Below are 23,004 nucleotides of genomic sequence, written 5' to 3' on the forward strand. Positions count from 1 at the left end.
GCGGGTCCGACGGCCTCACACAAGGGCACGGACAGGTGAGGAACGCATGCGCGGACGCGCCCGGGACCGCCCCGGGCCACGGCGCCCTGTCGAGCCGGGGCTCGAACCCATGACCCTGCGTTGGACCCGCCGGCCAGAGGGCTCGACCTGGGGGGATTTCGGCTCCGACGACGAGCGCGGGCGGCTGAATCTGCTGACCCCCGAGAAGGTGCGCCAGGGCGTCGCCGAGGTGCGGGAGGGCCTGACCTTCTGCCTCAGCCTGCCGCTGGACCTGCCGGGCGGCAACGTCCTGAACCCACGCCGCCACCCGCCGCAGATCACCCCGACCCGCCGCGCCAACGGCCGGCCGAACATGAACTTCCCGGTCTGCGAAGAGGTCGAGGGCGCCACCGACGTGATCTGCGACGACCGCGCGCTGATCCACCTGCAATATTCGACGCAGTGGGACTCGCTGGCCCATGTCGGGTCGCTGTTCGACGCGGACGGCACCGGCTCACGCCCGACCTTCTACAACGGCTTCCGCGGCGGCCGGGACATCGTCGGGCCTGAGAGCGTGGCGGCGGCCGACCAGCCGTCCCGCGCGAAGAAACTCGGGATCGAGCGCCTGGCCGAGACCGGCATGCAGGGCCGGGCCGTGATGATCGACCTGCGCGCCCATCTCGGCGACGCCAAGACCCGGGTGGGCTACGACCAGCTCGCCCGGATCCTGGAGGCCGACGGCGTCGTGGTGGAGCCCGGCGACATGGTTTGCCTGCACACCGGCTTCGCCGAGCGGCTGATCGCCATGGGCGGCGAGCCGGACCCGAAGCAGGTCCACAATCTCTGCGCCGGGCTCGACGGGCGGGATCCGCGCCTGCTCGACTGGATCACTCGCACCGGCCTGTGCGCGCTGATCGCCGACAACTACGCGGTGGAGGCCTACCCGGCGGGTCCCGGCCCCGCCTGCTGCGCGACGCTGCCGCTCCACGAGCACTGCCTGTTCAAGCTCGGGGTCAATCTCGGCGAGCTGTGGCACCTGACGCCGCTCGCCGATTGGCTGCGCGCCCACGGCCGCAACCGCTTCCTGCTCACCGCCCCGCCGCTGCGCCTGCCCGGCGCCGTCGGCTCGCCGACGACGCCGATCGCGACGGTCTGAGGGCCGGGTCGGCCCAAGGCACGATCTTGGGGCCGGCCGGATCAGCCGAGGACGGCGGACGTGGCGTCGGCGCGCGGCGCATCGCCGTTCGGCTCCGCGGCCGCCTGGGGCGCCCCGGCACGAAGGACGGCACGCTCGCGGAAGTGCGGGATCGCCGCCTCGAATACGGCCTCGGCGGCCGCCCGGTCGCCCGCCGCCACGGCGTCGCGCAGCCGCGCCACCCAGGCATCGAGCCGGTCCCGGTCGGCGAAGACCGGCCGCGCCGCCATCACCCCGTCGATGCCCGGCAGGGCGATCCGGGGCTCCTCGCGGGCGAACAGGATCTCGTTGAGCCGCTCGCCGGGCCGGGCGCCGGTATAGGCGATCTCGATCTCCGCGCCGGGCTCGAAGCCGGCCAGCCGGATCATCCGCTCGGCGAGGTCGGCGATCCGCACCGGCTGGCCCATCTTGAGCACGTAGACCGCGGCGCGCTCCGCGCCCGCCCGGGCCTCGCCGTCGGCGTGGGAAGCCGCCGTCAGCACGAGGTCGCAGGCCTCGCGCACGGTCATGAAGTAGCGGACCATGTCGGGGTGGGTGACGGTCACCGGGCCGCCGCGGGCGATCTGCGCCTTGAACACCGGCACCACCGAGCCCACGGAGCCCAGCACGTTGCCGAAGCGCACGGCGATCAGCCGGGTCGCGGGGCTGGCCTGGGCCAACTGCTCCGCGTCGAGGGCCTGGGCGACCATCTCGGCGAAGCGCTTGGTGACCCCGAGCTGGGACACCGGCTCGATCGCCTTGTCGGTGGAGATCATCACCAGAGCGCGGGCGCCGGCCGCCACCGCGGCCTCGGCGACGTTGATCGAGCCGAACACGTTGGTCTTGATACCCTCCTGCCAGTCCCGCTCCAAGTAGGGCACCTGCTTGAGCGCGGCGGCATGGAGCACGTAGTCCGGCCGGAACGCCGCGATCACCGCGCGCGTCCGCTCCCGGTCGCGGATATCGGCCAGCACGCCGGTCACCTCCGCCTCCGCGGCCAGGATCGCCGGGTGGCTGAGGATGCCGTGGAGCGCCGGCTCGGAGGATTCGAGCACCAGCACGGCGGCGGCCCCAAAGGCGACAGCCCGCAGGCAGATCTCCGAGCCGATCGACCCGCCGCCGCCGGTCACCACGACCCGGCGGCCGGCGAGGAACGCCTCCAGGCGCGGCCGGTCGATCGCCACGGTCGGCCGCAGCAGCAGGTCCTCGATCTCCAGGGGCGCCAGTTCCGGCCCCTGCAGGCCCTCGCCGAGGCCGACCACCCGGGCGAGGGGCAGGCCGAGGCGCCGGGCGCGGGCGATCAGGTCGTCCGGCGCCGCCTCCGGCACGAGGGCGCTCGGAGCCGCCACCAGCCGCCGCACCGGCTCGCCGCGGCCTGCGAGGTCGGCGACCACGCGCTCGAGATCCGGGAAGCCGCCCAGCACCGGCACGCCGCGCATGAACTGGCCGCGCTCGTCCGCCCGGGGCGACAGGATGCCCCGCGGCGCGAGTTTCCGCACAGAGCCCGCCTCGATCGCCCGGATCAGCACGTCGATGTCGGCGCCGCGCCCGAGGAGCAGCGTCGGGACCGTGGCGGCCCGGGCGCTCGACTGCCGGGAGCGGGTGTCCTTGAGGTAGCGGAACGCGAGCCGCGTGCCGCCCAGGAAGAAGATCTGCAGGACCCAGTAGAGCAGGATCGCGATCTTGCCGAAGAAATAGAACCCGTACAGGTCGGACGAGACCAGGACCCAGTCGGTCACCAGGAGCGCCAGCGCCAGCACGCTCGCCGCCCGGACGATCCCGGCGAGATCCTGCAGCGAGGCGAAGCGCCACTTCGTCCGGTACAGCCCGAAGCGCCCGTAGACGAGGCCGGCGAAGAGCAGGAACGGCGGCAGCAGCAGGGGCAGGGCGTGCAGGCGCTCGGCGAGCATGCCGCCGTGGAAGCGGAACAGGAAAGTGAGCACCACGGCGGCAGCGGTCGCCGCGAGGTCGTGGGCCACCATCACCGCGGTCTTGTAGAGGCGCTGCTGCATCGGGTGCCGGATGGGATGCCGCGGGGTATCCGCCGCGGCACCGGCCCTGTCAACGCGCGGTGCCGGCCCCGCGCCACACGGACGCGCGACCGGCGAGAGACCTACCTGACCAGGCTGCCGCCGAACCCGGACTTGAAGTTCTTCTGATACGTGCGGCCCTTCACCGGATCGGCCTTGTCGACCATCAGAATTTTCACGCGTTCGTTAAAGTCTTCCGTGGTCACAATCTGCGCCCGGCCGGTGATCAAAATTCTGGCCATCATTTCCTCCGCATGGTTGCCCAGGGCACAGGATTGCGCGGAGGGTCTCTTTGACTTGGGGCGCGTGCGGCCGATTACAATCGGAACGCCCTCCGAATTGCCGGGCTCAGGTCAGCGCCCGGGCCGCGGCGCCGGCCGCATCGTCCACACGGTCGATGTCCGGGGCCTCGATATGCCGGTACCGGGCCTGGATCAGCCCGAAGGCCCCGAATGCCACGTGGCCCGCCGCGGCGAGCCCGAGCAGCACCCAACCGTAGGGCTGTGCGCGCAGCAGCGCGAAGGCCTCGGCCAGCCCCTTGGCGTCCGACGAGCGCTGATGCCACGCCGCCGCCACGAGGAACCCGCCGATGATCAGGAAGGCCAGGCCCCGCGCCGCGTAGCCGAACCGGCCGATCGGGCCGGCCCAGCGCGCGCGGGCCTGCGCGTCGAGGGCGAGGCGGTCGGTGACGTCGCCGCGCCAGGCCTTGCCGAGGAAGCCGAATCCGCCCCCGACGATGGCGAGGCCGCCGAGAGCCACGAGCCAGCGGCCGAAGGGCTTGCCCAGGAGCCACGCGGTCCAATCGTGCATGCCGTCGCCGCCGCCCATGCCGAGTCCGAGGCTCAGCGAGGCCGCGCTGGCGGCGAGGCCGAGGTAGAGCGCGGCGCTGATCAGGTGGGCGCCCCGCACCGCGAGGCCCTTGGCCGACGTGCCCCGCCGGTCGGCATCGGTGATGCCCTCCACGAGGCGCCAGAGGGCGAAGCCGAGGAGGCCGAGGGCGATCAGTCCGACGATCGCGGCACCGAACGGCCCGGCGAGCACGGCGCGCAAGGCGTCCTTGCTATCGCCGGCCCGACCGCCGTGCCCGAGGGCCGCCAGCAGGGCCAGGCCGCCGACCACGATGTAGACCGCGCCGCGGGCGCCGTAGCCGAAGCGGGCGATGCGCTCGATCGTGTTGCGACCGCCGGGAAGGGCTCTCATCGGCGGCACCGGGCGGCAGGGGAACGGGGGTTCGACACGGGGGGCATCCGGTGACGCGGGACCCATCAACGCCCGGCGGCGCGCGCCCGATCCGTTGCCGGCGCAAAGATCCGGACCCCCTACATCGGCGTCCGGTCGGCCCGTCCGGCGAGCGACACGTAGAAGCCGAGCCCGTCCTGGGCCGGCAGGGTCTGGAGGCGCTCGATCAGGCCGCGGCGCTTCGCGTCGAGGAGCAGGCGGCCGGCCGGCTGGAACAGGGTCTCGCCCCCGCCCGCCGGGGGCGGATCGAGCCGGATCGCCACGGTCTTGCCCTTGGCGAAGCGGCTGCGCTCCAGCATATCCTTGAGGGAGGCCTCGGCGGTCGCCCGGTTGGCGCCGCGCAGGTCGAGCACCGAGTCGGCGTCGGTCACGCCGAGGGAGCCGCGCAGCTTGGCCGCGTAGAAGTCTTCGAAATGGGGCAAGTCTCGGTGCCTTGATGCGTCGCCGTTCGATGAGGTGGGGTGTGGGCGGTCAGAAGGCGAGGCCACGATAGATGTCGCGCACCGGTACCGCGCCGTCGAGTTCCGGCAGCGACAGGGTGCCGTCGAGCCCGAGGGCCGCGACGCTCCAGTCGTCCCCCGCGCGCCGCCAGACCTCGACCCGCGCCTCGTCGGAATAGACGATCAGCAGCACCGCGAGGCTCGGCACGGTCCGGTAGAAGTCGATCTTGCGGCCGCGGTCGAGGCTCATGGTCGAGGGCGAGAGCACCTCGGCGACGAGGAGCGGATCCGCGGCGTAGCCCTCCGGCAGCAGCGGCCCGCACCGCACCACCACGTCGGGGATCGGCGCGAAATCGTCCATGGCGGCGCTGAGGATCCCGAGACCCGGCAGGGCGCGGCAGCCCCTGCCGTCAGCGAGATCGCCGATTCGGCGGATCAAGTTGGCGGCGATCGCCTGATGCCGCTCCCGCGGCGGCGCCATCAGCATCGGCTCGCCGTCGAGCAGCTCCCAGCGCTCGTGCTCGGGCCGGCTCTCCATCCAGAGCCTGAACTCGGACACATCCATCCGCACGTCGTGCTTCGCGGCCAGAGCCATCGCCGATCCCCGATCTCGACCCGATGGTAGCACCGGGCCGGCCGCCCGCAACAGCACCGGCTCAGACGGCCACCCGGGCGCGGGCGTCGCCTCGCCGCAGGGCGCCCCCGCGCTCCGGACGGGCGATCGCGTCGTCCGGTCCGGCGACCCGCATCGTCCAGCCCACATCCGCGCGCCGGACCGCGATCCGAGATGCGATCGGGTCCACGATCAGGCGGGACCGGAGGCCATGGCGGCCCCGATCGCGACCGGGAGAGGCTCACGGCGCGGCCATCCCGGAGACGGGCTCAGTCGACGCCGAGCCGGGCCGCCACGACGGTCGCGCCGGCCTCCAGGAACCGCTGCGGATCCACCGGCTCGCCGTCGATGCGGGTTTCGTAATGCAGGTGCGCCCCGGTGGAGCGCCCCGTCGAGCCGACGGCGCCGATCACGTCGCCCGCGGCCACGCGCTGCCCGGGGCGCACCGCGATACGGGCGAGATGACCGAACCGGGTGGTCAGGCCGTGACCGTGGTCGATCTCGACCATGTTGCCGTACCCGCCCGCAGCCTCGGCGGTAACCACCCGGCCCGGCGCGGTGGCGCGGGCGGGCTCGCCGTACTCCGCCTTCAGGTCCAGCCCGGTATGCAGGGCGAATCCCCGGGTGAAGGGGTCGAGCCGCGTGCCGAACGGGCTCGACACGGTCGAGGCCCCGCGGATCGGCCGGCCCAGGGGCAGGGTGGCGGCGAGGCGGCGCAGGCGCTGGCCGTCGTCGAGCGTCCGCCGCGCCAGGGCGAGGCCCTCCGCGAAGCCGGCGCCGTCCAGGACGCGACCGTCCAGGGGGACCAGCGGCCCGCCGAGACCCGCGGCCGGGGCCGGGGTGTCGAAGCGGTCCGGATCGAGGCCGGTGCGGCCGATCAGCCCGCGCAGCCGCCGCACCGCGTCGCCGGCGCGGGCGCCGAGATGGGCAAGGCGCTCGCCCTGCGCCGCCTGCACGCCCTCGAGGCGCGCCGCGAGCCGGATCAGCCCAGTCTCCACCTCGCGGGCGCTGCGGCGGGGCAGGGGATGGGTGGTGGGCCGCTCCGCGGCTGCGTCCCCGGACGGACGCAGGAGCAGCCCGTCTTGGACCGAATCTGGCGGCGCGTCGAACGGATCGGGCAGCGCGCCGGTCGTGAGGGGGTCGGTGGTCAGGGGGTCGGTCTGGGCCTGCCGTTCGAGGCCGGCGAGGGCTGCCATGCGCCGTTCCAGCTCGGCCTGGTGCGCCAGGGCGGCCGCGACCCGATCGGCCAAGCCCGCCTCGCTCCCGGCCCGGTCGTCCCGGTCATGGTCGAGGCGGTCCTGCAGCTCGCCGATGCGCGTCTCGTAGGCGTCACGCAGGGCCGTCTGCCGCGCGACGAAGCCCGCGAGCACGTCGTCGTGGAACACGATCAGGTAGGTGGCACCGGACGCCCAGACCAGCGACAGAGCCAGGCCGGCGGCGAGCCAGGCGGCGGCCCTGTGCGGCCGGGAGCGCGAAAGCAAGGTCTGAGGATGCATCGGGACGGCCCCGGGGGGAGCCGCCATTCAGACCCCAGTAGGGTTAAGGATCCGTCGCGCCCGGGCAGCGGCCGGTCAGGGCAGGGCGCGGGCGGCGGCCAGCACGGCCTCGGCGTGGCCCGGGACCTTCACCTTCGGCCAGATCCTCGCGATGCGCCCCTCGCGGTCGACCAGCACGGTGGTGCGCTCCACGCCCATGTACTTGCGCCCGTACATGCTCTTCTCCACCCAGACGCCGTAGGCTTCGAGCACGCCCTTGTCCTCGTCGGCGGCGAGCGGGAAGGTCAGCCCGTACTTGGCGCAGAACTTGTCGTGGCTCTTCACCGGATCCGGCGACAGGCCGATCACCGTGGCGTCGGTCTCCGCGAAGGCCGGCAGCAGACCGTTGAAGTCCTGGGCCTCCAGGGTGCAGCCGCTCGTGTCGTCCTTCGGGTAGAAGTAGAGCACGACTTTGTGACCTTTGAGCGCGGACAGTCCGATACGCCCTCCGCCGGAGGCGGGCAGGTCGAAATCGGGCGCGCGTTCCCCCTCTGACAGCGGCATCGTGCCTTCCTTTCGGCCGATTGATGATGTGCAACTGATCTCGGGCGCGGCCCCGAGCGATTGCGCCGCGCACGTCCGAGCCAAGCCCGGAGTCGCGGCCGCTGTAAAGCGCGGACGCGCTTCAATCCACCGGCCGCGGTGCCCGAGGGCGCCGCGCGCAGAGACCCCGGAACAAAGGTCCCGATGGCGGACGAGACAACGTCGGCATGCAGGCCTCGGGGGAGGGCGCGGCGCGTGGGTGGCGTCTGCCTCGCGAGCGCCCTCGCGCTGGTGCTGCTCCTCGGCGGCGGGATCGGGCTCGTGGCCCTGCGCCTGTCGAACGGGCCGCTGCAGATCGATGGCCTGTCGCGGCGCGTCGCGGCCGCGGTCGCCGAGCGGATCGGCCCCGGCTGGAGCATCGGGATCCGCGGCAGCAGCCTGGAACTCGACCGCGAGAACGCACTGAGCCTGCGCTTCTCCGGCCTCGACATCCGCAACCCGCAGGGCGACCTCGTGGTGCGCGCGCCCCTGGCGCTCGTCAGCCTCGATCTCTGGGGCCTCCTGCGGCTCAACCTCCAGCCCCGCTCCATCGAGTTCCGCGAGACGCAGACCACCGCGCTGCTGCACCGGGACGGCTCCATCGCCTTCGCCGCCTCGGAGGCCAACCATCCGGTCGATGTCGCCCCGCACACGCCGCCGAGCGTGGACGGGGTGCGGGGCACCGTCTCGCCGCTCTCGGCCGCCATCGCGTCGATCTTCGGGGTCGTCCTCGATCCGGGCGGCGTGGTCGGCGCCCTCGACCGCGCCCGCGTCACCGACGCGCGGCTGCGGCTGATCGACGAGGACGGCCACGAGCGCGCGGTGTTCGCGCGGGTCAACGGGCTGTTCGGGCGCGATCCGGTCAACGGCACGCGCAATTTCGAGCTGCGGCTCGACGGGCCGCACGGGGAATGGCGTTTCGGCGGCGCGCTGCGCGACGGCGGCGAGGGACAGGTGCGTTCGGGGGTCATCACCCTGGACGATCTGCCGGTGACCGACCTCCTGCTGCTCTCGGGCCAGTCCGGCCTGCCGCTGACCACGGACCTCAAGGTCTCGGCCCGCGCCGATGTCAGCCTCGCGGCCGGTCGCATCACGACGATGAACGCCAAGCTCCACACCGGCGACGGCACGTTCCTGATCGAGGAGAAGGACTTCAACCCCGTCACGGTCGACAGCGTCGACGCCGCCCTGGACTGGGACGAGGCCGGCCGCGTGATGTCGCTCTCCGGCCTGGACTATCGCGGCGCCGGGAATGCCGTGCACCTGGCCGGGGCGTGGAAGGGGAGCCCCCCGGATGCGCCGACGACCTGGACCGCGACGCTGGCGAGCCGCGACGCCATCCTGCGCGGGGCGACGCCGCAGGACGCGCCGGTGAAGATCGATGCGATGGAGGCGCAGCTCTCAGGCCGCGACGGCGGCATCGCCATCGAGGCGCTCAACCTCGCCGCGCCGGGGGTGACGGGCACGATCACCGGGACGATCGGCACGACGGCCGACGATGGCGGCCTCAACCTCCACATCGTCGGCCATGACGGCGAGGTCCGGACCGGGCTGCGCCTGTGGCCGGAACACATCGCGCCGCCGGCCCGCACCTACCTGGTGGACCAGCTCCGGCGCGGCCGGGTCGATTCCGTCGACATCAAGGTGAAGATGTCGGGTGCGGTCCTGGCCGCTGCGACCCGGGGCGATCCGGCCCCGGACGATGCGGTCCATATCGACTTCCACGTCTCGGACGCGGCCATCGACGTCACCGCCGACGCGCCGCCGGTGACCAAGGGCAACGTCGTCGGCGTCATCACCGGGCGCTCGACCACCGTGCGCAACGTGACCGCCGAGGTCCACGGGCCGGACGGGCGGGGACTGGCCATCTCGGATGGCAGCTTCGTCATCCCGCAGATCACCCCGGACCGGGTCGTGGCGCAGATCGGCATGCGGCTCTCCGGCGGTGCCGACGGGATGGCCTCGGTGCTCCAGGCCAAGCTGTTCAAGAGCGTGATGAGCGTCGATCTCGACCCGGCCACGATCAAGGGCAGCGCCGACATGCGGGTCGACTTTCCCCTCGACCTCAAGCACATCCCCGACCTGCCCGACCTGCCGGTGACCCTGACCGGAACCCTGGCCGACCTCTCGGTCGACAAGGTGATGGGCAAGGACCGGCTGGAGGCCGGCAAGTTCTCCCTGTCGTACGACCGCGGCGCCTTCGGGCTCAAGGGCGACGGCCGGGTCGCGGGCGCCCCGATCTCCGTGGACCTGCGCCAGCCCAAGGTCGGCCAGCCGGGCGAGGCGGTGGTCAACGTCCTGCTCGACGATGCGGTCCGGGGCCGCAAGGGTCTGCCGACCGCGCCGCAGCTGAGCGGCACGATCCCGGTCCGCGCCGTGGTGCCGATCGGCCGACCTGGCAGCGGCAAGCCGCCGATCCGGGTCGAGGCGGATCTAGCCAAGGCCGGGATCGACGGGCTGGTCCCGGGGCTGACGAAGCCCCCGGGCAAGCCAGGCCGCCTGAGCTTCACCCTGGTCGACAGCGGCCAGGCCCTGGAGCTGCGCGACGTCACCTTCGATGCCGGGCCGGCGACGGCGCGCGGCAGCGTCTCGATCACCCCCGAGGGCGGCCTGGAGCGGGCGGATTTCACCGGCGTCAAGCTGTCCCCCGGCGACGACCTGCGGGTGAGCCTCGACCGGACCGGCAGCGGCTACAAGGTCGTGGTCCGGGGCGCGGTGGCCGATGCCCGGCCGTTCCTGAAATCGCTGGGCGCCCCCGAGGCGAAGGGCGGCCGCGAGCCGAAGGACGCGAACCCGAAGGATATCGACGCCGACATCCAGGTGCCGATCGTTACCGGCTTCAACGAGGAGGCCCTGACCGGCGCCAACCTGAAACTCTCCCTGCACGGGAAGACGCTGCGCGCCGCCACCATCTCAGGGCGCTTCCGGACCTCGCCCTTCGCCGCCACGGTCACCCGGGGCGAGCGCGGCGTGCCGACCCTCGCGGTGGAGACGGCCGATGCCGGCGCGACGCTGCGGTTCGTCGACGTGTACCGGCGGATGTATGGCGGGCGGCTCACGGCCGGGATCGGCCTCAACGACGGCCCGCAATCCGGCGTCGTACAGATCCGCGACTTCATCCTGCGCAACGAGCCGGCCCTGTCGAGCATCATGGCGCAGGGGCCGGAGCCGGCCGAAACGGACGCGGCCCGCGGTCGCCGGGTCGCCCCGGGCCGGGGCGCCGGCGACGTCACCTTCGACCGCATGCGCGCCAATTTCGTCCGCACCGGCACCCGCGTCGATTTCAGCGACGCGGCGATCTCGAACGCCGCCATGGGCTTCACCCTGTCGGGCTGGCTCGATACCGGCCGCGAGCGCACCGACATGACCGGCACCTTCGTGCCGCTCTACGGGCTGAACAACGTCGCCTCGCAGCTGCCGCTCCTCGGGCCGCTGCTCGGCGGCGGCCACAACGAGGGCCTGTTCGCGGTGAATTTCCGCGTCTCCGGCAAGCTCGCCGCGCCGGACGTGAGCGTGAACCCGCTCTCGGCGATCGCCCCGGGCTTCCTGCGCAAGCTGTTCAGCGCCGGCGGCGGACCCTTCGCGGACGGCTTGCCGGGCGTGCAACAATAGGCCGGTGCGGCCGCGGTCCGATCTCGCGCCGCCTGCGACGATTCTCGACGGCGCGCAACGGCGGTGGGGCCGGCCTCCGCCCGGCGGGATTGCCTCGCTTTGCGCGCGGGCCTCTCCCGCCGTCGACGGCACAGGGCACGAAAAAGCCCGGCGCGGCGGACCGCACCGGGCTGAAACCGAAGCCGGATGGCGGGAAGGCCTACTTCTCCACGAAGGCCTTCTCGATCACGTAGTGACCGGCCTCGCCGTGGTTGCCCTCCTCGTAACCGAGGCCCGAGAGCAGCTCGCGGGTGTCGCGGATCATGTCGGGGCTGCCGCACAGCATGAAGCGGTCGTTCTCGATCGACATCTCCGGCAGGCCGATATCCTCGAACAGCTTGCCCGAGACCATCAGGTCGGTGATCCGGCCGCGGTTACGGAACGGCTCGCGGGTCACGGTCGGGTAGTAGATCAGCTGCTTCGAGATCATCTCGCCGAGGAACTCGTGCTGGGGCAGCGTCTCGGTGATCGTCTCGCCGTAGGCGAGTTCCTGCACCTGCCGGCATCCGTGGACCAGCACGACCTTCTCGAAGCGCTCGTAGGCCTCCGGATCCTTGATGATCGACAGGAACGGCGCGAGCCCGGTGCCGGTGCCGAGCAGGTAGAGGTTCTTGCCCGGCAGGAGGTTGTCGAGGACCAGGGTGCCGGTCGGCTTCTTGCCGACGATGATCGGGTCGCCGACCTTCAGGTGCTGCAGCTTCGAGGTCAGCGGGCCGTCCTGGACCTTGATCGAGAAGAACTCCAGCTCCTCCTCGTAATTGGCCGAGACCACCGAGTAGGCGCGCAGCAGCGGCCGGCCCTCGACTTCCAGGCCAATCATGGTGAACTCGCCGTTGCGGAAGCGGAACGCCGGATCGCGGGTCGTGCGGAACGAGAACAGATTGTCGGTCCAGTGGTGCACCGACAGAACGCGCTCCTCGTAGAACTTGCTCATCGACGGATCAGTCCTCGAATCCTCTGATGCTCGGCTCACGGTCCCGACGATTCGGGGTCCGTGGTGCGGCGGATCCCCGCCGCCCCGCTCGGGCGGGGGTGGATCCTCGGCGACAGAGCCCGCCCGGATCCGGATGACAAACACACGTGCGCTGCTTCTTTCGCAGTTGCAGCACGCCCGTCAAGGCGTGCCGGGATCACACCCACGAAAGAAGTGAACGACCTGGAATCGTTCGAATATTTAGCGTCCTCGGAGAATGTCTGCAGCACCGCTCCGGACATGGGAGGGTTGCCGCCGGCCGCCCCCCCGGTGCGATCAGCCGGCCGGGCCGGGCCGGAGCGGCTTCAGCCCGGCCTCGATCTCGGCCCGGCGTGGCTCCAAGAATGGCGGCAGGGCGAGGCGCTCGCCCAGGGTCTCCAGGGGCTCGTCGGCGGTGAAGCCAGGGCCGTCCGTGGCGATCTCGAACAGGATGCCGTTGGGCTCGCGGAAGTACAGGCTGCGGAAGTAGTAGCGGTCCACCGGCCCGCTGGTCGGCACCCGCGCCGCCCGGAGCCGGTCGGCCCACGCCTCGTAATCCGCGTCCGGGATGCGGAAGGCGACGTGGTGGACGGCGCCGGCCCCCTGCCGGGCCGGCGGGGAGGGGTCGGCCTGGAGCTGGACCTCCGCGGCGGGGCCGCCATCACCCATGGCGTAAACGGCCACGGGTCCTTCCGGCGTCTCGAAGGCGCGCACCCGGCGCAGGCCGAGCACCGCGGTCAGCACCGCCGCGGTGCGGTCCGGGTCCGGCACGGCGAGGCGGATCGGCCCGAGACCGCGGATCTGGTAGGCCGCCGGCACGGGTGAGCCGTCCCAGGGGTGCTCCGGCCCGGTGCCCCCATCGTCCACGAGGGCGAGGCGCTGGCCTTCCGGATCCTCGAAATCGAGGGTCAGGCGTCCGTCGCGGGCGGTGGGCTCCGCCGCGACGATCCCGGCCTCGCGCAGCCGGGCATGCCACCAGGCCAGCGCGCCTTCGCCGGGCACGCGCAGATGCGTGCGCGTGATGCTGTTCGATCCGCGCCGCTCCCGGGGCGCCGGCCAGTCGAAGAAGGTGATGTCGGTCCCGGGGCTCGCGAGCCCGTCAGCATAGAACAGGTGATAGGCCGAGACGTCGTCCTGGTTCACCGTCTTCTTCACGAGGCGCAGGCCGAGCGTGCCCGTGTAGAACGCGACGTTCTCGGCCGCGCGGGCGGTCACCGCGGTGAGGTGGTGGATGCCGGTGAGCTGCATGTCGATCCCGGGTCTGACGCCGATGCGCCTCAGGTAAGGATCCGCAGCGCCGTTGCGAGGACGGCGCCGTCGCGGAACGGAGCCGGTGTCGCCCGGCCGGGGCGCGTGGGAGCCCGAACGACGCCTGCACCGACCGGTTCGACATCCCGGCGTCGGCCGTCTGGGTCGGCTGCGCCCCGCGCGGGGTCCGGAGGCGGCGACCTGCGGGCCAGATGGCGAAACCACGGCCCCCGGTCCCATCGCCGCCGAAGCCGTCGATGGCTTCAGGGCTCTACGGTCACCGGTCGAAGCCTTCGGTCGATGCGGCCCTCGACGTCATCGCGGGCGGCGGGGCGCCGAACGACGGGCGCCCCATACGCGGTCCGCTGCGCCTGAAAAGACGGCCGCGCGCCCTGGGACGCGCGGCCCGCCCCTCAGAGCCCGACCGGCCGGCCGGCGGCGACGACCAGCATCCGGCCGTCCGCGAAGGTACGGGCGGCGGCGCGGCGGATGTCCGCCTGGGTCACGGCCGCCACCATGGCGTTGCGGCGCGCGATGTAGTCCATGCCCAGTTCCTCGAAGGCGATCTGCACCAGCTGGTGGGCGATCTTGGTCGAGGTGTCGAAGCCGAGGGCGTAGGAGCCGGTCAGGTAGTCCTTGGCCTTCTGCAGCTCGTCGTCGTCCGGCCCGTCCGCGATGAGCCGGCCAATCTCGTCGCCGATCACCGAGAGGGCCTCGCCAACGCGCTCGTTCTTGGTGGCGGTGTAGCCCCAGGTCATCGCGGCCGAGCGGTGGCTGACCAGCGAGGTCCCCACCGAGTAGGCCAGCCCGCGCTTTTCACGCACCTCCTGGAACAGGCGGGACGTGAAGGCGCCGCCGCCCAGGATGTGGTTCAGCACGTAGGCCGGGATGAAGTCCGGGTCGCGCCAGGGCACGCCGGCCATGCCGAACCGGATCACCGACTGGGGCACGTCGAGGTCGACGACGATGCGGCGGCCGAGATCCTGGACCTCCGTCCGTGGCACCGCCGTCAGCGCCCCGGCCTCCGGCAGGGCGCCGAAGGCGCGGTTGAGGCCCTCGGCCAGCTGCTCGGCGCCGATGGCGCCGACCGCCGCGACCTTCACCCGGCCGCGGCCGATGATGCGGGCATGCATCGCCAGCAGGTCGTCCCGGGTGATCGCCGCGACGCTCTCCACGGTGCCGGAGGAGGGGCGGGCGTAGGGATGGCCGGCGAACGCCTCCGTGAAGAAGCGGCGGGAGGCGAGGACGCCCGGATCGTTCTGCTGGTAGCGCAGGCCGGCGACGATCTGGCCGCGCACCCGCTCGATCGCGTCGGGGTCGAGGCGAGGCTTGGCCAGCGCCAGGGCCAGGAGGGCGATGCCCTCGTCGGCGTGCTTGACGAGCATCTTCAGCGAGCCACCGACCGCGTCGGCTCCGGCATGAAACGATAATTCGATCGCCCGGGCGGCGAGCTGCTCCTGGAACAGGTCGGAGGTGAGGTCGCCCGCCCCCTCGTCGAGGAGCCGCGCCAGCATCTGGGCGCAGCCGGCCTTGCCCTCCGGGTCCTGGGCGGCACCGCCCTCGAAGGTGAAGGCCAGGGCGATCATCGGCACCACGGGGGATTCGACGTGCCACGCCTCGATGCCGGGGGCGGTCGTCACCGGCAGCGCCGTCGTGGGCGAGTTAGCGGCGGGGGCGGCGGTCTCGACCAGAGTCTCGGCCAAGCTCATGGGAACCTCGTGTCTCTTTCTCGGGCGACGGCGGAGCGGGCCAGGGCTCCCGTTCGGCACACGCCCCGTTCCGGCCCTCCGAGGGGCCGGGCGGGACGCGCCGGGGGCTACTCGGCGGCCATCGCGACCGGGGCGTCCGGATCCTGCGCCTTGGTCAGGTAGCCGGTCACCGAGCGGGCCGGCGTCAGCCAGCGCTCGGCGGCGGTCTTCAGGCGGTCCTGCGTCACCGCCTCGATGTCGGTCGGCCAGCGGCGGACCTCCTCGATGGTCTCGCCGATCGCCAGCGCCGAACCGTAGATGCGCGCCAGCGACGACTGGCTGTCGGAGGAGTAGACGGTCTCGGCCACGAGGCGGGTCTTGGCGCGCTCGATCGCCTCGGCGTCGAGGGCCTCCGACGGCGCGCGGCGCAGCACCCGGTCGACGGCCTCCTCCAGCTTCTCCAGGGGCACGCCCTCGGCGGGCACGGCGTAGACGGAGAAGCGGGTGTCGTCGATCGCCGAGCCCATGTACCAGGCGCCGGCATTCACCGCGAGACCGGTCTCCATGACCAGCTTGCGGTAGAGGTACGAGGTCGAGCCGCCGCCCAACACCTCGGCGAGGAGCTCGAGGTCGTGGCAGCCGCCGTCGCGGGCGGTGATGCAGGACGGGGTCAGGTAGAGCCGCTGCAGCGTCGGCTGCTCGACCTTCGGGTCGGCGACGGCGACGCGGCGCAGGGCCTTCGGCTCCGGCTCCCGCGCCCGCAGGCGCTCGGGCCGGGCACCCTGGGGCGTCACGCGGCCGTAGGTGTCCTCGGCGAGGCGACGCACCTCGTCCGGGGTCACGTCGCCGGCCACCACCAGGATGGCGTTCTCGGGGGTGTAGAAGCGCTTGTAATAGGCCAGCGCGTGCTCGCGGTTCAGGCCCTCGATCTCGTGCATCCAGCCGATGATCGGGATGCCGTAGGGATGGTGCACGAACAGGCCGGCGGCCATCGCCTCGGAGAGCTGGGCGGAGGGGTCGGTCTCGACCCGCATGCGCCGCTCCTCCAGCACGACGTCGCGCTCGGGGGCGACGACGGCGTCGTCGAGGACAAGGCCGCTCATGCGGTCGGCCTCGAACGCCATCATGGTGCCGAGGTGATCCCGGGCGACCCGCTGGAAATACGCCGTGTAGTCGTAGCTGGTGAACGCGTTCTCCTGGCCGCCCAGACCCGACACCGCCTTGGAGAAGGCCCCCACCGGGTGCTTCTCGGTGCCCTTGAACATCAGGTGCTCGAGGAAGTGGGCGATGCCCGACTGGCCCAGCGGATCATCGGCCGAGCCGTTGCGGTACCAGATCATGTGGGTGGCGACGGGCGCCCGGTGATCGGGGACGACCACCACGTCGAGGCCGTTGTCGAGGGTGAAGGCCGTCACTTCCGGCCCGCCCGCCTCGGAACGCCCGAACGGCGCGGCCTCGCCCCGGCCGGCGCTGCCGCCGAAGGACTGGCCCGGACGCAGCGGGAAAAGTTGGGGCGTCGCCTTCCTGAACAGGTGCATTCCGCTTTCCTTCTGCCGGCCCCGGGCCGCAGCGTCTCGCGTCGGGACGCGTGCGCGGATCGGGGCCGTCCTGGTCGCCGGCGCGCAAGAACCGCACCGGGACGATGATCTCATGTTGCCATGCCGCAGCGCCGTTGCAACGGCGACACGGCGCCCCCGTCACTGCTGCGCGCGCTGACGGAGATACGCGCCGGGATCCGCCTCTTCGCGTTCGCGGCTGGCGTTGTTGATCGGATCGCTCGAGGGCGGACGGACCAGCTGCTTCGGCGACTGCCGGTAGCCGGTGGGCGGATCCGTGAGGGTGTCGCGGCTCGGCTCGATGTCGGAAGGCTCAGCGTTGGCGCTCTTGCCCTTGAGCAGGTCGAAGGGGCTGAGCAGGCTGTCGTCGCGGTTGTTGTCGCCGGGCTTGCGCTCGGGGCTGGTCACCAGGCCCGCCCCGGCCCGGCGTCCGCTGCGCATCTCGTCCACGGAGAGCGTGGCGTTGTTGTCGTCGTAGCGGCCCTGGGCCTGCGCCCCTCTGGGATTGCGCCGTTCGACAGCGGCGCGCTCGCGCTCGACGATCTCGGGATTCTTAGGCCAGGCGGTGCTGGTGGAGCGCGCCCGCGGCTGGGGTAGGGCCTTCCCGTCGAGCTTGGGCGGCATCACCAGGGGCGGCCGTTCGTGGTAGTCGATCGGATCCTGGCGCTTCTCCAGGAGGCCGATGCCCGACAGGGCGTCGCGCATGAATTCTCCGCGCTCCTGGGCCAGCGCGGGGCCGGCGCAGAGCGGAGCCAGGGCGACCGCGGCGGAGAGGAGGGGACGAAGCCTGCGATGCCCGGTCATGCTGCCTCACGGATTCCGGACGGCGCGTCCGGTTCTGGGATGACCGCGGCGCGGCCTGATCCGACAGGTCCCGGCCTGGGACCGGTTTCCGGCGATCGTATGGCGCCTTGGCCACGTCGCGCCAGGGCGGGGATGCAGGCGGACCTGTGTGTTGCGCGGATCACAGACGCGGCGCCGTGTCGCCCGCAGCCGGATCCCTCCGTGCCGTGCGGCCGGCCGGGGACAGGCTGTCGAGGATCAGGCCGATCACGCCGGCCACGATCGCCGCATCGGCGACGTTGAACACATACCAGGACCAGCCACCGGCATGCAGGTGGACGAAGTCGAACACCGCCCCGTAAGCGGCCCGGTCGATGGCGTTGCCGAGCGCCCCGCCGACGATGAGGCCCAGCGCCACCGCGAGGAGCCGCGAGCCCGCCCGTCGCATCCAGAGCCCGAGGCCGAGGGCGGCGGCGAGCGACAGGGCGACGAGGAGCCAACGGCCGAACCCGCTCTCCTGCTGGAACAGGCCGTAGGACACGCCCCGGTTCCAGACCACCACGAAGTCGACGAACGGCGCCATTCGCCAGGGCTGCGTCAGGACGAGATCGGTGCCGAAATAGAGGCCGAGCTTGGAGGCTTGGTCGAGGAGGAGGGTGAGGAGGAGGGCCAAGAGGCCGGCGCGGGAGGGGGTCATGCAGCGGCCGCACGGCCAAGGGTAGAAATCCCCTCGCCCCGCTTGCGGGGAGAGGGCCGCGACGACCTCGTCGTCGGCGCGGCGAGGCGGCAGCCGAGGGTGAGGGCGCGTCGACGGGCGTGCCTCTTCCGGCTTCGCCTCCTCACCGCCCCTCCGGCTTCGCCTGCGCTTCCCGCAGGCACGACAAGGTGCCTGCGGGCCTCTCCCCGCACGCGGCGAGAGGGGGGTGCTGCGGCGTCGGTGAGCACCGCCCTCACGCCGCGCTCGCCTCCGGATGCGCCTTGTCCCACTCGCGCAGGGCCTGGGCGTCGCGGGGGGTCACGTCCGGATAGTCCGGATCGTCGCCCACGCTGGGACTGACCCGCCAGGAGCGCGCGCATTTGCGGCCCTCGGCCGGGCGCGGCACCACCGCGACGCCGCGCACCTCGTCGAGCCGGAAGGCCTCGGCCGGCCCCTCGCCCGCGCTCACCGTGATGGCAGAGGTGATGCAGGTATCGGCGAAGTCGCAGCCCTCGAGCGCCGCGAGCAGCTCGGCGTCCGCGACGTAGACCTCCGGCGCCGCCTCCAGGCTCGCGCCGATGCGCTTGGCCGCGCGCTCAATCTCCAGGGCGCCGGTAACGACGCGACGGACCCGCCGGATCTTGTGCCAGCGCTCCGCGAGGGGGGCGTCGAGCCAGTCCGCCGGGGTCTCCGGCAGGGTCTGGAGATGCACCGAGCCGTCCTCGGACGGGTAGCGGTCGAGCCACGCCTCCTCGGCCGTGAAGGCCAGCACCGGGGCGAGCCAGATCGCCACCCGGCGGAAGGCCTCGTCGATCACCTGGAGGGCCGCCCGGCGGCGGACCGAGGAGATGGGATCGCAGTATAGCGCGTCCTTGCGCACGTCGAAGTAGAAGGACGACAGGTCGCCGGTCATGAAGCCATTGAGCAGCGCCACCACCCGCTTGGTGTCGAAGGCCGCGTAGGCCTCGCGGATCTCGCCGTCGAGCTCGGCGAGCCGGTGCAGGATCAGCCGCTCCAGCTCCGGCATGTCCTTGTAGGCCACGTCGTCTCCCTTTACCCGGTGGGCGAGGGAGCCCAGCATCCAGCGCAGGGAGTTGCGCAGCTTCCGGTAGGTCTCCGCGAAGGTCTTGATGATCTCCGGTCCGATGCGCAGGTCGTCGGTGTAGTCGGAGGCCGCGACCCACAGGCGCAGGATGTCGGCGCCCGAATCCTTGATGACGCTCTGCGGCGCGACGACGTTGCCCTTCGACTTCGACATCTTCAGGCCCTTGCCGTCGAGCACGAAGCCGTGGGTCAGGACGATGTCGTAGGGCGCCCGGCCGCGGGTGCCGGCGGATTCGAGCAGCGAGGACTGGAACCAGCCGCGGTGCTGGTCGGAGCCCTCCAGGTACATGACCCGGTCCTGCCCGCCGTCGCGGACGCGCCTGACGCCGGCCAGCCCCGGGAAGGCCTCCGGATCGTCCAGCACGAAGGCGTGGGTCGAGCCCGAATCGAACCAGACGTCGAGGACGTCGGTGACCTTCTCGTAGGCCTCCGGGTCGTGGTCGGGCGCCAGGAAGCGCTGCGCGGCGTCGTCCCGGAACCACGCATCGGCGCCCTCCGCGGCGAAGGCGTCGCGGATCCGGGCGTTGACGCGCGCGTCCTTCAGGATCTCGGCCGTCTCGCGATGGACGAAGACGGTGATCGGCACGCCCCAGGCGCGCTGGCGCGAGACCACCCAGTCCGGCCGGTTGCCGACCATGCCGGTGATTCGGTTTTTTCCTTGTGTCGGCACCCACTGGGTATCGTCGATGCCCTTCAGCGCCACCTCGCGCAGGGTCTGATTGCCCAGGCTCGCCGTGGGCCTGTCCATGGCGATGAACCATTGCGGGGTGTTGCGGAAGATCACCGGCTTCTTGGACCGCCAGGAATGCGGGTACTGGTGGCGCAGCACGCCGCGGGCGACCAGTGCCCCGGCCTCCGTCAGCGCGGCGATGACCGCCTTGTTGGCGTCGCCCTTCTCGCCCTTGGCGGTGAGCACGCGGGTGCCGGTGAAGCCCGGGGCGGCCTCCGTGAGCACGCTGTCGGCATCGACCGTGTAGGGGATGGTCGGGTCGATGCCGCGCTCGCGCAGCAGCCGGCCGCTCGCCATCCAGAGCTCGAAATCCTCGCGGCCGTGGCTCGGCGCCGTGTGGACGAAGCCCGTACCGGATTCGTCGGTGACATGGTCGCCGTCGAGCATCGGCACGGCGAAGCCGTAGCCGAGCCTGGCCAGGGGATGGTCGAGGGTGAGGGCGGCGAGCATCGCCGGGCTCACGTCGCCGACACGCTCGAACGCCTCGACCCGGGCGGCCTTGAACACGGAGGCGGCCAGGCTGTCGGCCAGCACGTAGGTCTGGCCGGGGGTCGCCCAGTTGTCGGCCGGCGCGTCGGTGATCCGGTACAGGCCGTAGGCGATCTTTTTCGAGAAGGCGACGGCGCGGTTGCCGGGGATCGTCCAGGGGGTTGTCGTCCAGATCACCACCCGGGCCGCCGCGAGGTCGCCCGCGGCGCCGGAGCGGATCGGAAACGCACAGAAGATCGTGTCGCTGACGTGCTCCTCGTACTCGACCTCCGCCTCGGCGAGCGCGGTCTTCTCGACCACCGACCACATCACCGGCTTGGAGCCGCGATAGAGCTGGCCGCTCATGGAGAACTTCATCAGCTCGTCGGCGATCACGGCCTCGGCCGGGAACGCCATCGTGGCGTAGGGATGATCCCAGTCGCCGGTGACGCCGAGCCGCTTGAACTCCGCGCGCTGCACGTCGAGCCACTGGGCCGCGAAGGTCCGGCATTCCTGCCGGAACTCGATCACCGGTACGTCGTCCTTGTTGCGGCCCTTGGCGCGGTACTGCTCCTCGATCTTCCACTCGATCGGCAGGCCGTGGCAGTCCCAGCCCGGGACGTAGTTGGCGTCGAACCCGAGGGCGGTCTGCGAACGGACCACCACGTCCTTGAGGATCTTGTTGAGTGCCGTGCCGATGTGGATGTTGCCGTTGGCATAGGGCGGGCCGTCGTGGAGCACGAATTTCGGCCGGCCCTGGCCGCGGGCGCGCAGCTTCCCGTAGAGGTCCATCTGGTTCCAACGCTCGATGAACAGCGGCTCGCGCACCGGCAGGCCGGCGCGCATCGGGAACTCGGTCTGCGGCAGGAACAGGGTCTTGGAATAGTCGCGGGCGGGCGCGGTCTCGGGGGCGGTCATCGGGTCTCGCATCGGCGGTCGGGCCGGCGGCAGGCCGGCGGCAGCGGGTCAGGCGGCAGGAGGATCCCGGACCTCCGCACGGCCGCGCCGAAGCGGGCTCTCAGGCGGAGGCCGGGCCGGTAATTCGAATCGGGCGGCCAAGGCCGCGCAGGGCGCGCGAAGCGGGCATGACGGTTCTCTATCAGCCGCCCCGGCCCGAGACCAGCGGCAGCGCGGATCACGCACCCGTGACCGCCGATGGGACCAATCGGCGCCTGAACCGTTGAACAGGCACATCCTTCGCGCCCCGAACCGGCGCGGAGACGTCCCAGAACGCACGACCGGAGCAGACCCATGAAGAAGCTTCTGATCACGACCCTCGCCCTCGCGCCGATCGCCTTCGCGGGGGCCGCGCAGGCCCAGGGCACGGTCCGCGGCGCGCAGCGCGGTGCCGAAGACGGTGCGGCCGCGGCCGGCCCGGTCGGCGGGGTCGTCGGTGGCGCGGTGGGCGCAGCCACCGGCACGGTCGGCGGCGTCCTCGGGACGGATCCCGATCCGGCCCGTCGCGCCCGCGAGAACCGCCGCGAGGAGCGGATGGAGCGCCAGGAGCGTCTCGGCCGCTAAGTCAGCCGGTCCGTGGCGGGCCGTCTCAGGCGGCCGGCCGCGCCTCCCGGCGGATCGTCTCCTGCGCCAGGAGGTACAGGCCCGAGCCGACGACGATCATGGCCCCCGCCACGGTCCAGCGGCTCGGGACGTCGCCGAACAGGAGGAAGCCCAGCGTCACCGACCACAGCAGCTGCGTGTAGATGAACGGCGCCAGCACGTTGGCCGGCGCCCGGGCATGGGCCATCACCAGCAGCCAGTGGCCGAGGGTCCCGAACAGCGCGACCCCGAACAGCAGCGCCCAGTGGGTCAGGCTCGCCGGGTTCGTCCAGATCCAGGGCAGGAGCGGGGCCATCAGCGCGAGCCCCGCGAGCCCGGTGTAGAACATGGTCGTGGCGGTCGAGTCGTAGGCTGCAAGCTTGCGCGTGATGATCGCGTAGAAGGCGTAGACCACCACGTTGGCGACGCAGAGCAGAGCGGCCGGATGCATCCCGCCGATTCCCGGCCGCACGATCACCAGCACGCCCAAGAAGCCGACCCCGATCACCGCGAGCCGCGCCCGCGACGACCATTCGCCGAGCAGCGGACCGGCGAGCAGTGCCACCGTCAGCGGAGCGGCGAACTGGATCGAGATCGTCTCGGCGAGTTGCAGGTACCGCAGCGCCAGGAAGTTCAGGGCCGTGGAGGCGAAGAGCAGCAGCGAGCGGACGATCTGCAGGGGCAGGCGCCGGCTCTTGACGACACCCGGCGTGCGCACCGGGTTGATGAACAGCGAGATCATCGCCACGCTCGCCGCGTAGCGCATGAAGGTGGTGACCAGCGGGTCGACGCCGGCTCGCGCCAGGGTCTTGCCGCAGGCATCCAGGCTCGCGAAGAACGCGACCGCCCCGCACATCAGGGCGATGCCGACGATCCGTCGACGGCCGGCGAGGTCGGCCTCCGGAGCGGCGCGTGCCGGGGCGCCGTCATCGGGAACGGAGGTCGCGACCTGCGTGCTCATGCCTGACCAATCTCGGTAGTGGCCACTTTCGTGCCACGCCCGGAATAGCCGCGGTATCCGCCGTCGCGCAGGGGAACCATGCAGCCGGCACGGCC

19 protein-coding genes are annotated in these 23,004 nt (G+C 72.2%); 3 read left to right on the forward strand and 16 right to left on the reverse strand.

What is annotated here, in order from left to right:
- The first annotated feature begins 109 nt into the window (after nucleotides 1–109).
- On the forward strand, nucleotides 110–1,135 hold the full coding sequence (locus ACXJKQ_RS07365; RefSeq protein WP_457105113.1) for a cyclase family protein: 1,026 nt from the start codon (nucleotides 110–112) through the stop codon (nucleotides 1,133–1,135).
- Nucleotides 1,136–1,176: 41 nt separating this feature from the next.
- On the opposite strand, the gene ACXJKQ_RS07370 is transcribed toward ACXJKQ_RS07365, so the two are convergent.
- The 8 genes from ACXJKQ_RS07370 to ACXJKQ_RS07405 all read right to left on the reverse strand — a co-directional run bounded on the left by ACXJKQ_RS07370 (nucleotide 1,177) and on the right by ACXJKQ_RS07405 (nucleotide 7,514).
- Nucleotides 1,177–3,165: an SDR family NAD(P)-dependent oxidoreductase gene (locus ACXJKQ_RS07370; protein ID WP_457105114.1), complete on the reverse strand. Its 1,989-nt coding sequence runs from the start codon at nucleotides 3,163–3,165 to the stop codon at nucleotides 1,177–1,179.
- A 101-nt stretch (nucleotides 3,166–3,266) separates the two neighbouring features.
- A complete protein-coding gene (locus ACXJKQ_RS07375; protein WP_457105115.1) occupies nucleotides 3,267–3,425 on the reverse strand; it encodes a hypothetical protein in 159 nt (52 codons plus the stop codon).
- Between the two features lie 106 nt (nucleotides 3,426–3,531).
- A complete protein-coding gene (locus ACXJKQ_RS07380) occupies nucleotides 3,532–4,383 on the reverse strand; it encodes a DUF1206 domain-containing protein (protein WP_457105116.1) in 852 nt (283 codons plus the stop codon).
- 119 nt (nucleotides 4,384–4,502) lie between these two features.
- The gene (locus tag ACXJKQ_RS07385; RefSeq protein WP_457105117.1) at nucleotides 4,503–4,844 is read right to left on the reverse strand and encodes a hypothetical protein; all 342 of its coding nucleotides are present in this window, start codon (nucleotides 4,842–4,844) and stop codon (nucleotides 4,503–4,505) included.
- Nucleotides 4,845–4,893: 49 nt separating this feature from the next.
- Nucleotides 4,894–5,457, reverse strand: a complete 564-nt coding sequence (locus tag ACXJKQ_RS07390) for a Uma2 family endonuclease (RefSeq protein ID WP_457105118.1) — start codon at nucleotides 5,455–5,457, stop codon at nucleotides 4,894–4,896.
- A 61-nt stretch (nucleotides 5,458–5,518) separates the two neighbouring features.
- The gene (locus ACXJKQ_RS07395; protein WP_457105119.1) at nucleotides 5,519–5,665 is read right to left on the reverse strand and encodes a hypothetical protein; all 147 of its coding nucleotides are present in this window, start codon (nucleotides 5,663–5,665) and stop codon (nucleotides 5,519–5,521) included.
- Nucleotides 5,666–5,744: 79 nt separating this feature from the next.
- On the reverse strand, nucleotides 5,745–6,971 hold the full coding sequence (locus ACXJKQ_RS07400; RefSeq protein WP_457105120.1) for a M23 family metallopeptidase: 1,227 nt from the start codon (nucleotides 6,969–6,971) through the stop codon (nucleotides 5,745–5,747).
- Nucleotides 6,972–7,046: 75 nt separating this feature from the next.
- Nucleotides 7,047–7,514 carry a peroxiredoxin gene (locus ACXJKQ_RS07405; protein WP_457105121.1) on the reverse strand — a complete coding sequence of 156 codons (468 nt, stop codon included), beginning with the start codon at nucleotides 7,512–7,514 and terminating at the stop codon, nucleotides 7,047–7,049.
- A 183-nt stretch (nucleotides 7,515–7,697) separates the two neighbouring features.
- On the opposite strand from ACXJKQ_RS07405, the gene ACXJKQ_RS07410 reads away from it, so the two are divergent.
- Nucleotides 7,698–11,144, forward strand: coding sequence for a hypothetical protein (locus tag ACXJKQ_RS07410; RefSeq protein WP_457105122.1), 3,447 nt, complete (start codon nucleotides 7,698–7,700; stop codon nucleotides 11,142–11,144).
- A gap of 199 nt (nucleotides 11,145–11,343) precedes the next feature.
- On the opposite strand, the gene ACXJKQ_RS07415 is transcribed toward ACXJKQ_RS07410, so the two are convergent.
- The 7 genes from ACXJKQ_RS07415 to ileS form a co-directional block, all read right to left on the reverse strand.
- Nucleotides 11,344–12,117 carry a ferredoxin--NADP reductase gene (locus ACXJKQ_RS07415; RefSeq protein ID WP_457105123.1) on the reverse strand — a complete coding sequence of 258 codons (774 nt, stop codon included), beginning with the start codon at nucleotides 12,115–12,117 and terminating at the stop codon, nucleotides 11,344–11,346.
- Between the two features lie 315 nt (nucleotides 12,118–12,432).
- Nucleotides 12,433–13,383 (reverse strand): ring-cleaving dioxygenase, encoded by a 951-nt coding sequence (locus tag ACXJKQ_RS07420; protein WP_457105124.1) that lies wholly within the window; start codon nucleotides 13,381–13,383, stop codon nucleotides 12,433–12,435.
- A gap of 413 nt (nucleotides 13,384–13,796) precedes the next feature.
- Nucleotides 13,797–15,092 (reverse strand): M16 family metallopeptidase, encoded by a 1,296-nt coding sequence (locus tag ACXJKQ_RS07425; protein ID WP_457105125.1) that lies wholly within the window; start codon nucleotides 15,090–15,092, stop codon nucleotides 13,797–13,799.
- Nucleotides 15,093–15,199: 107 nt separating this feature from the next.
- Nucleotides 15,200–16,609: a M16 family metallopeptidase gene (locus ACXJKQ_RS07430; protein ID WP_457105126.1), complete on the reverse strand. Its 1,410-nt coding sequence runs from the start codon at nucleotides 16,607–16,609 to the stop codon at nucleotides 15,200–15,202.
- 159 nt (nucleotides 16,610–16,768) lie between these two features.
- A complete protein-coding gene (locus ACXJKQ_RS07435) occupies nucleotides 16,769–17,431 on the reverse strand; it encodes a hypothetical protein (RefSeq protein ID WP_457105127.1) in 663 nt (220 codons plus the stop codon).
- Nucleotides 17,432–17,591: 160 nt separating this feature from the next.
- Nucleotides 17,592–18,107, reverse strand: a complete 516-nt coding sequence (lspA, locus tag ACXJKQ_RS07440) for a signal peptidase II (RefSeq protein WP_457105128.1) — start codon at nucleotides 18,105–18,107, stop codon at nucleotides 17,592–17,594.
- A gap of 253 nt (nucleotides 18,108–18,360) precedes the next feature.
- Nucleotides 18,361–21,327 (reverse strand): isoleucine--tRNA ligase, encoded by a 2,967-nt coding sequence (gene ileS / locus ACXJKQ_RS07445; RefSeq protein WP_457105129.1) that lies wholly within the window; start codon nucleotides 21,325–21,327, stop codon nucleotides 18,361–18,363.
- A 333-nt stretch (nucleotides 21,328–21,660) separates the two neighbouring features.
- On the opposite strand from ileS, the gene ACXJKQ_RS07450 reads away from it, so the two are divergent.
- Nucleotides 21,661–21,930 (forward strand): hypothetical protein, encoded by a 270-nt coding sequence (locus tag ACXJKQ_RS07450; RefSeq protein ID WP_457105130.1) that lies wholly within the window; start codon nucleotides 21,661–21,663, stop codon nucleotides 21,928–21,930.
- A gap of 25 nt (nucleotides 21,931–21,955) precedes the next feature.
- On the opposite strand, the gene ACXJKQ_RS07455 is transcribed toward ACXJKQ_RS07450, so the two are convergent.
- The gene (locus ACXJKQ_RS07455) at nucleotides 21,956–22,909 is read right to left on the reverse strand and encodes a DMT family transporter (RefSeq protein WP_457105131.1); all 954 of its coding nucleotides are present in this window, start codon (nucleotides 22,907–22,909) and stop codon (nucleotides 21,956–21,958) included.
- Between the last annotated feature and the right edge of the window lie 95 nt (nucleotides 22,910–23,004).

The organism is Methylobacterium sp. P5_C11 (assembly GCF_054049775.1).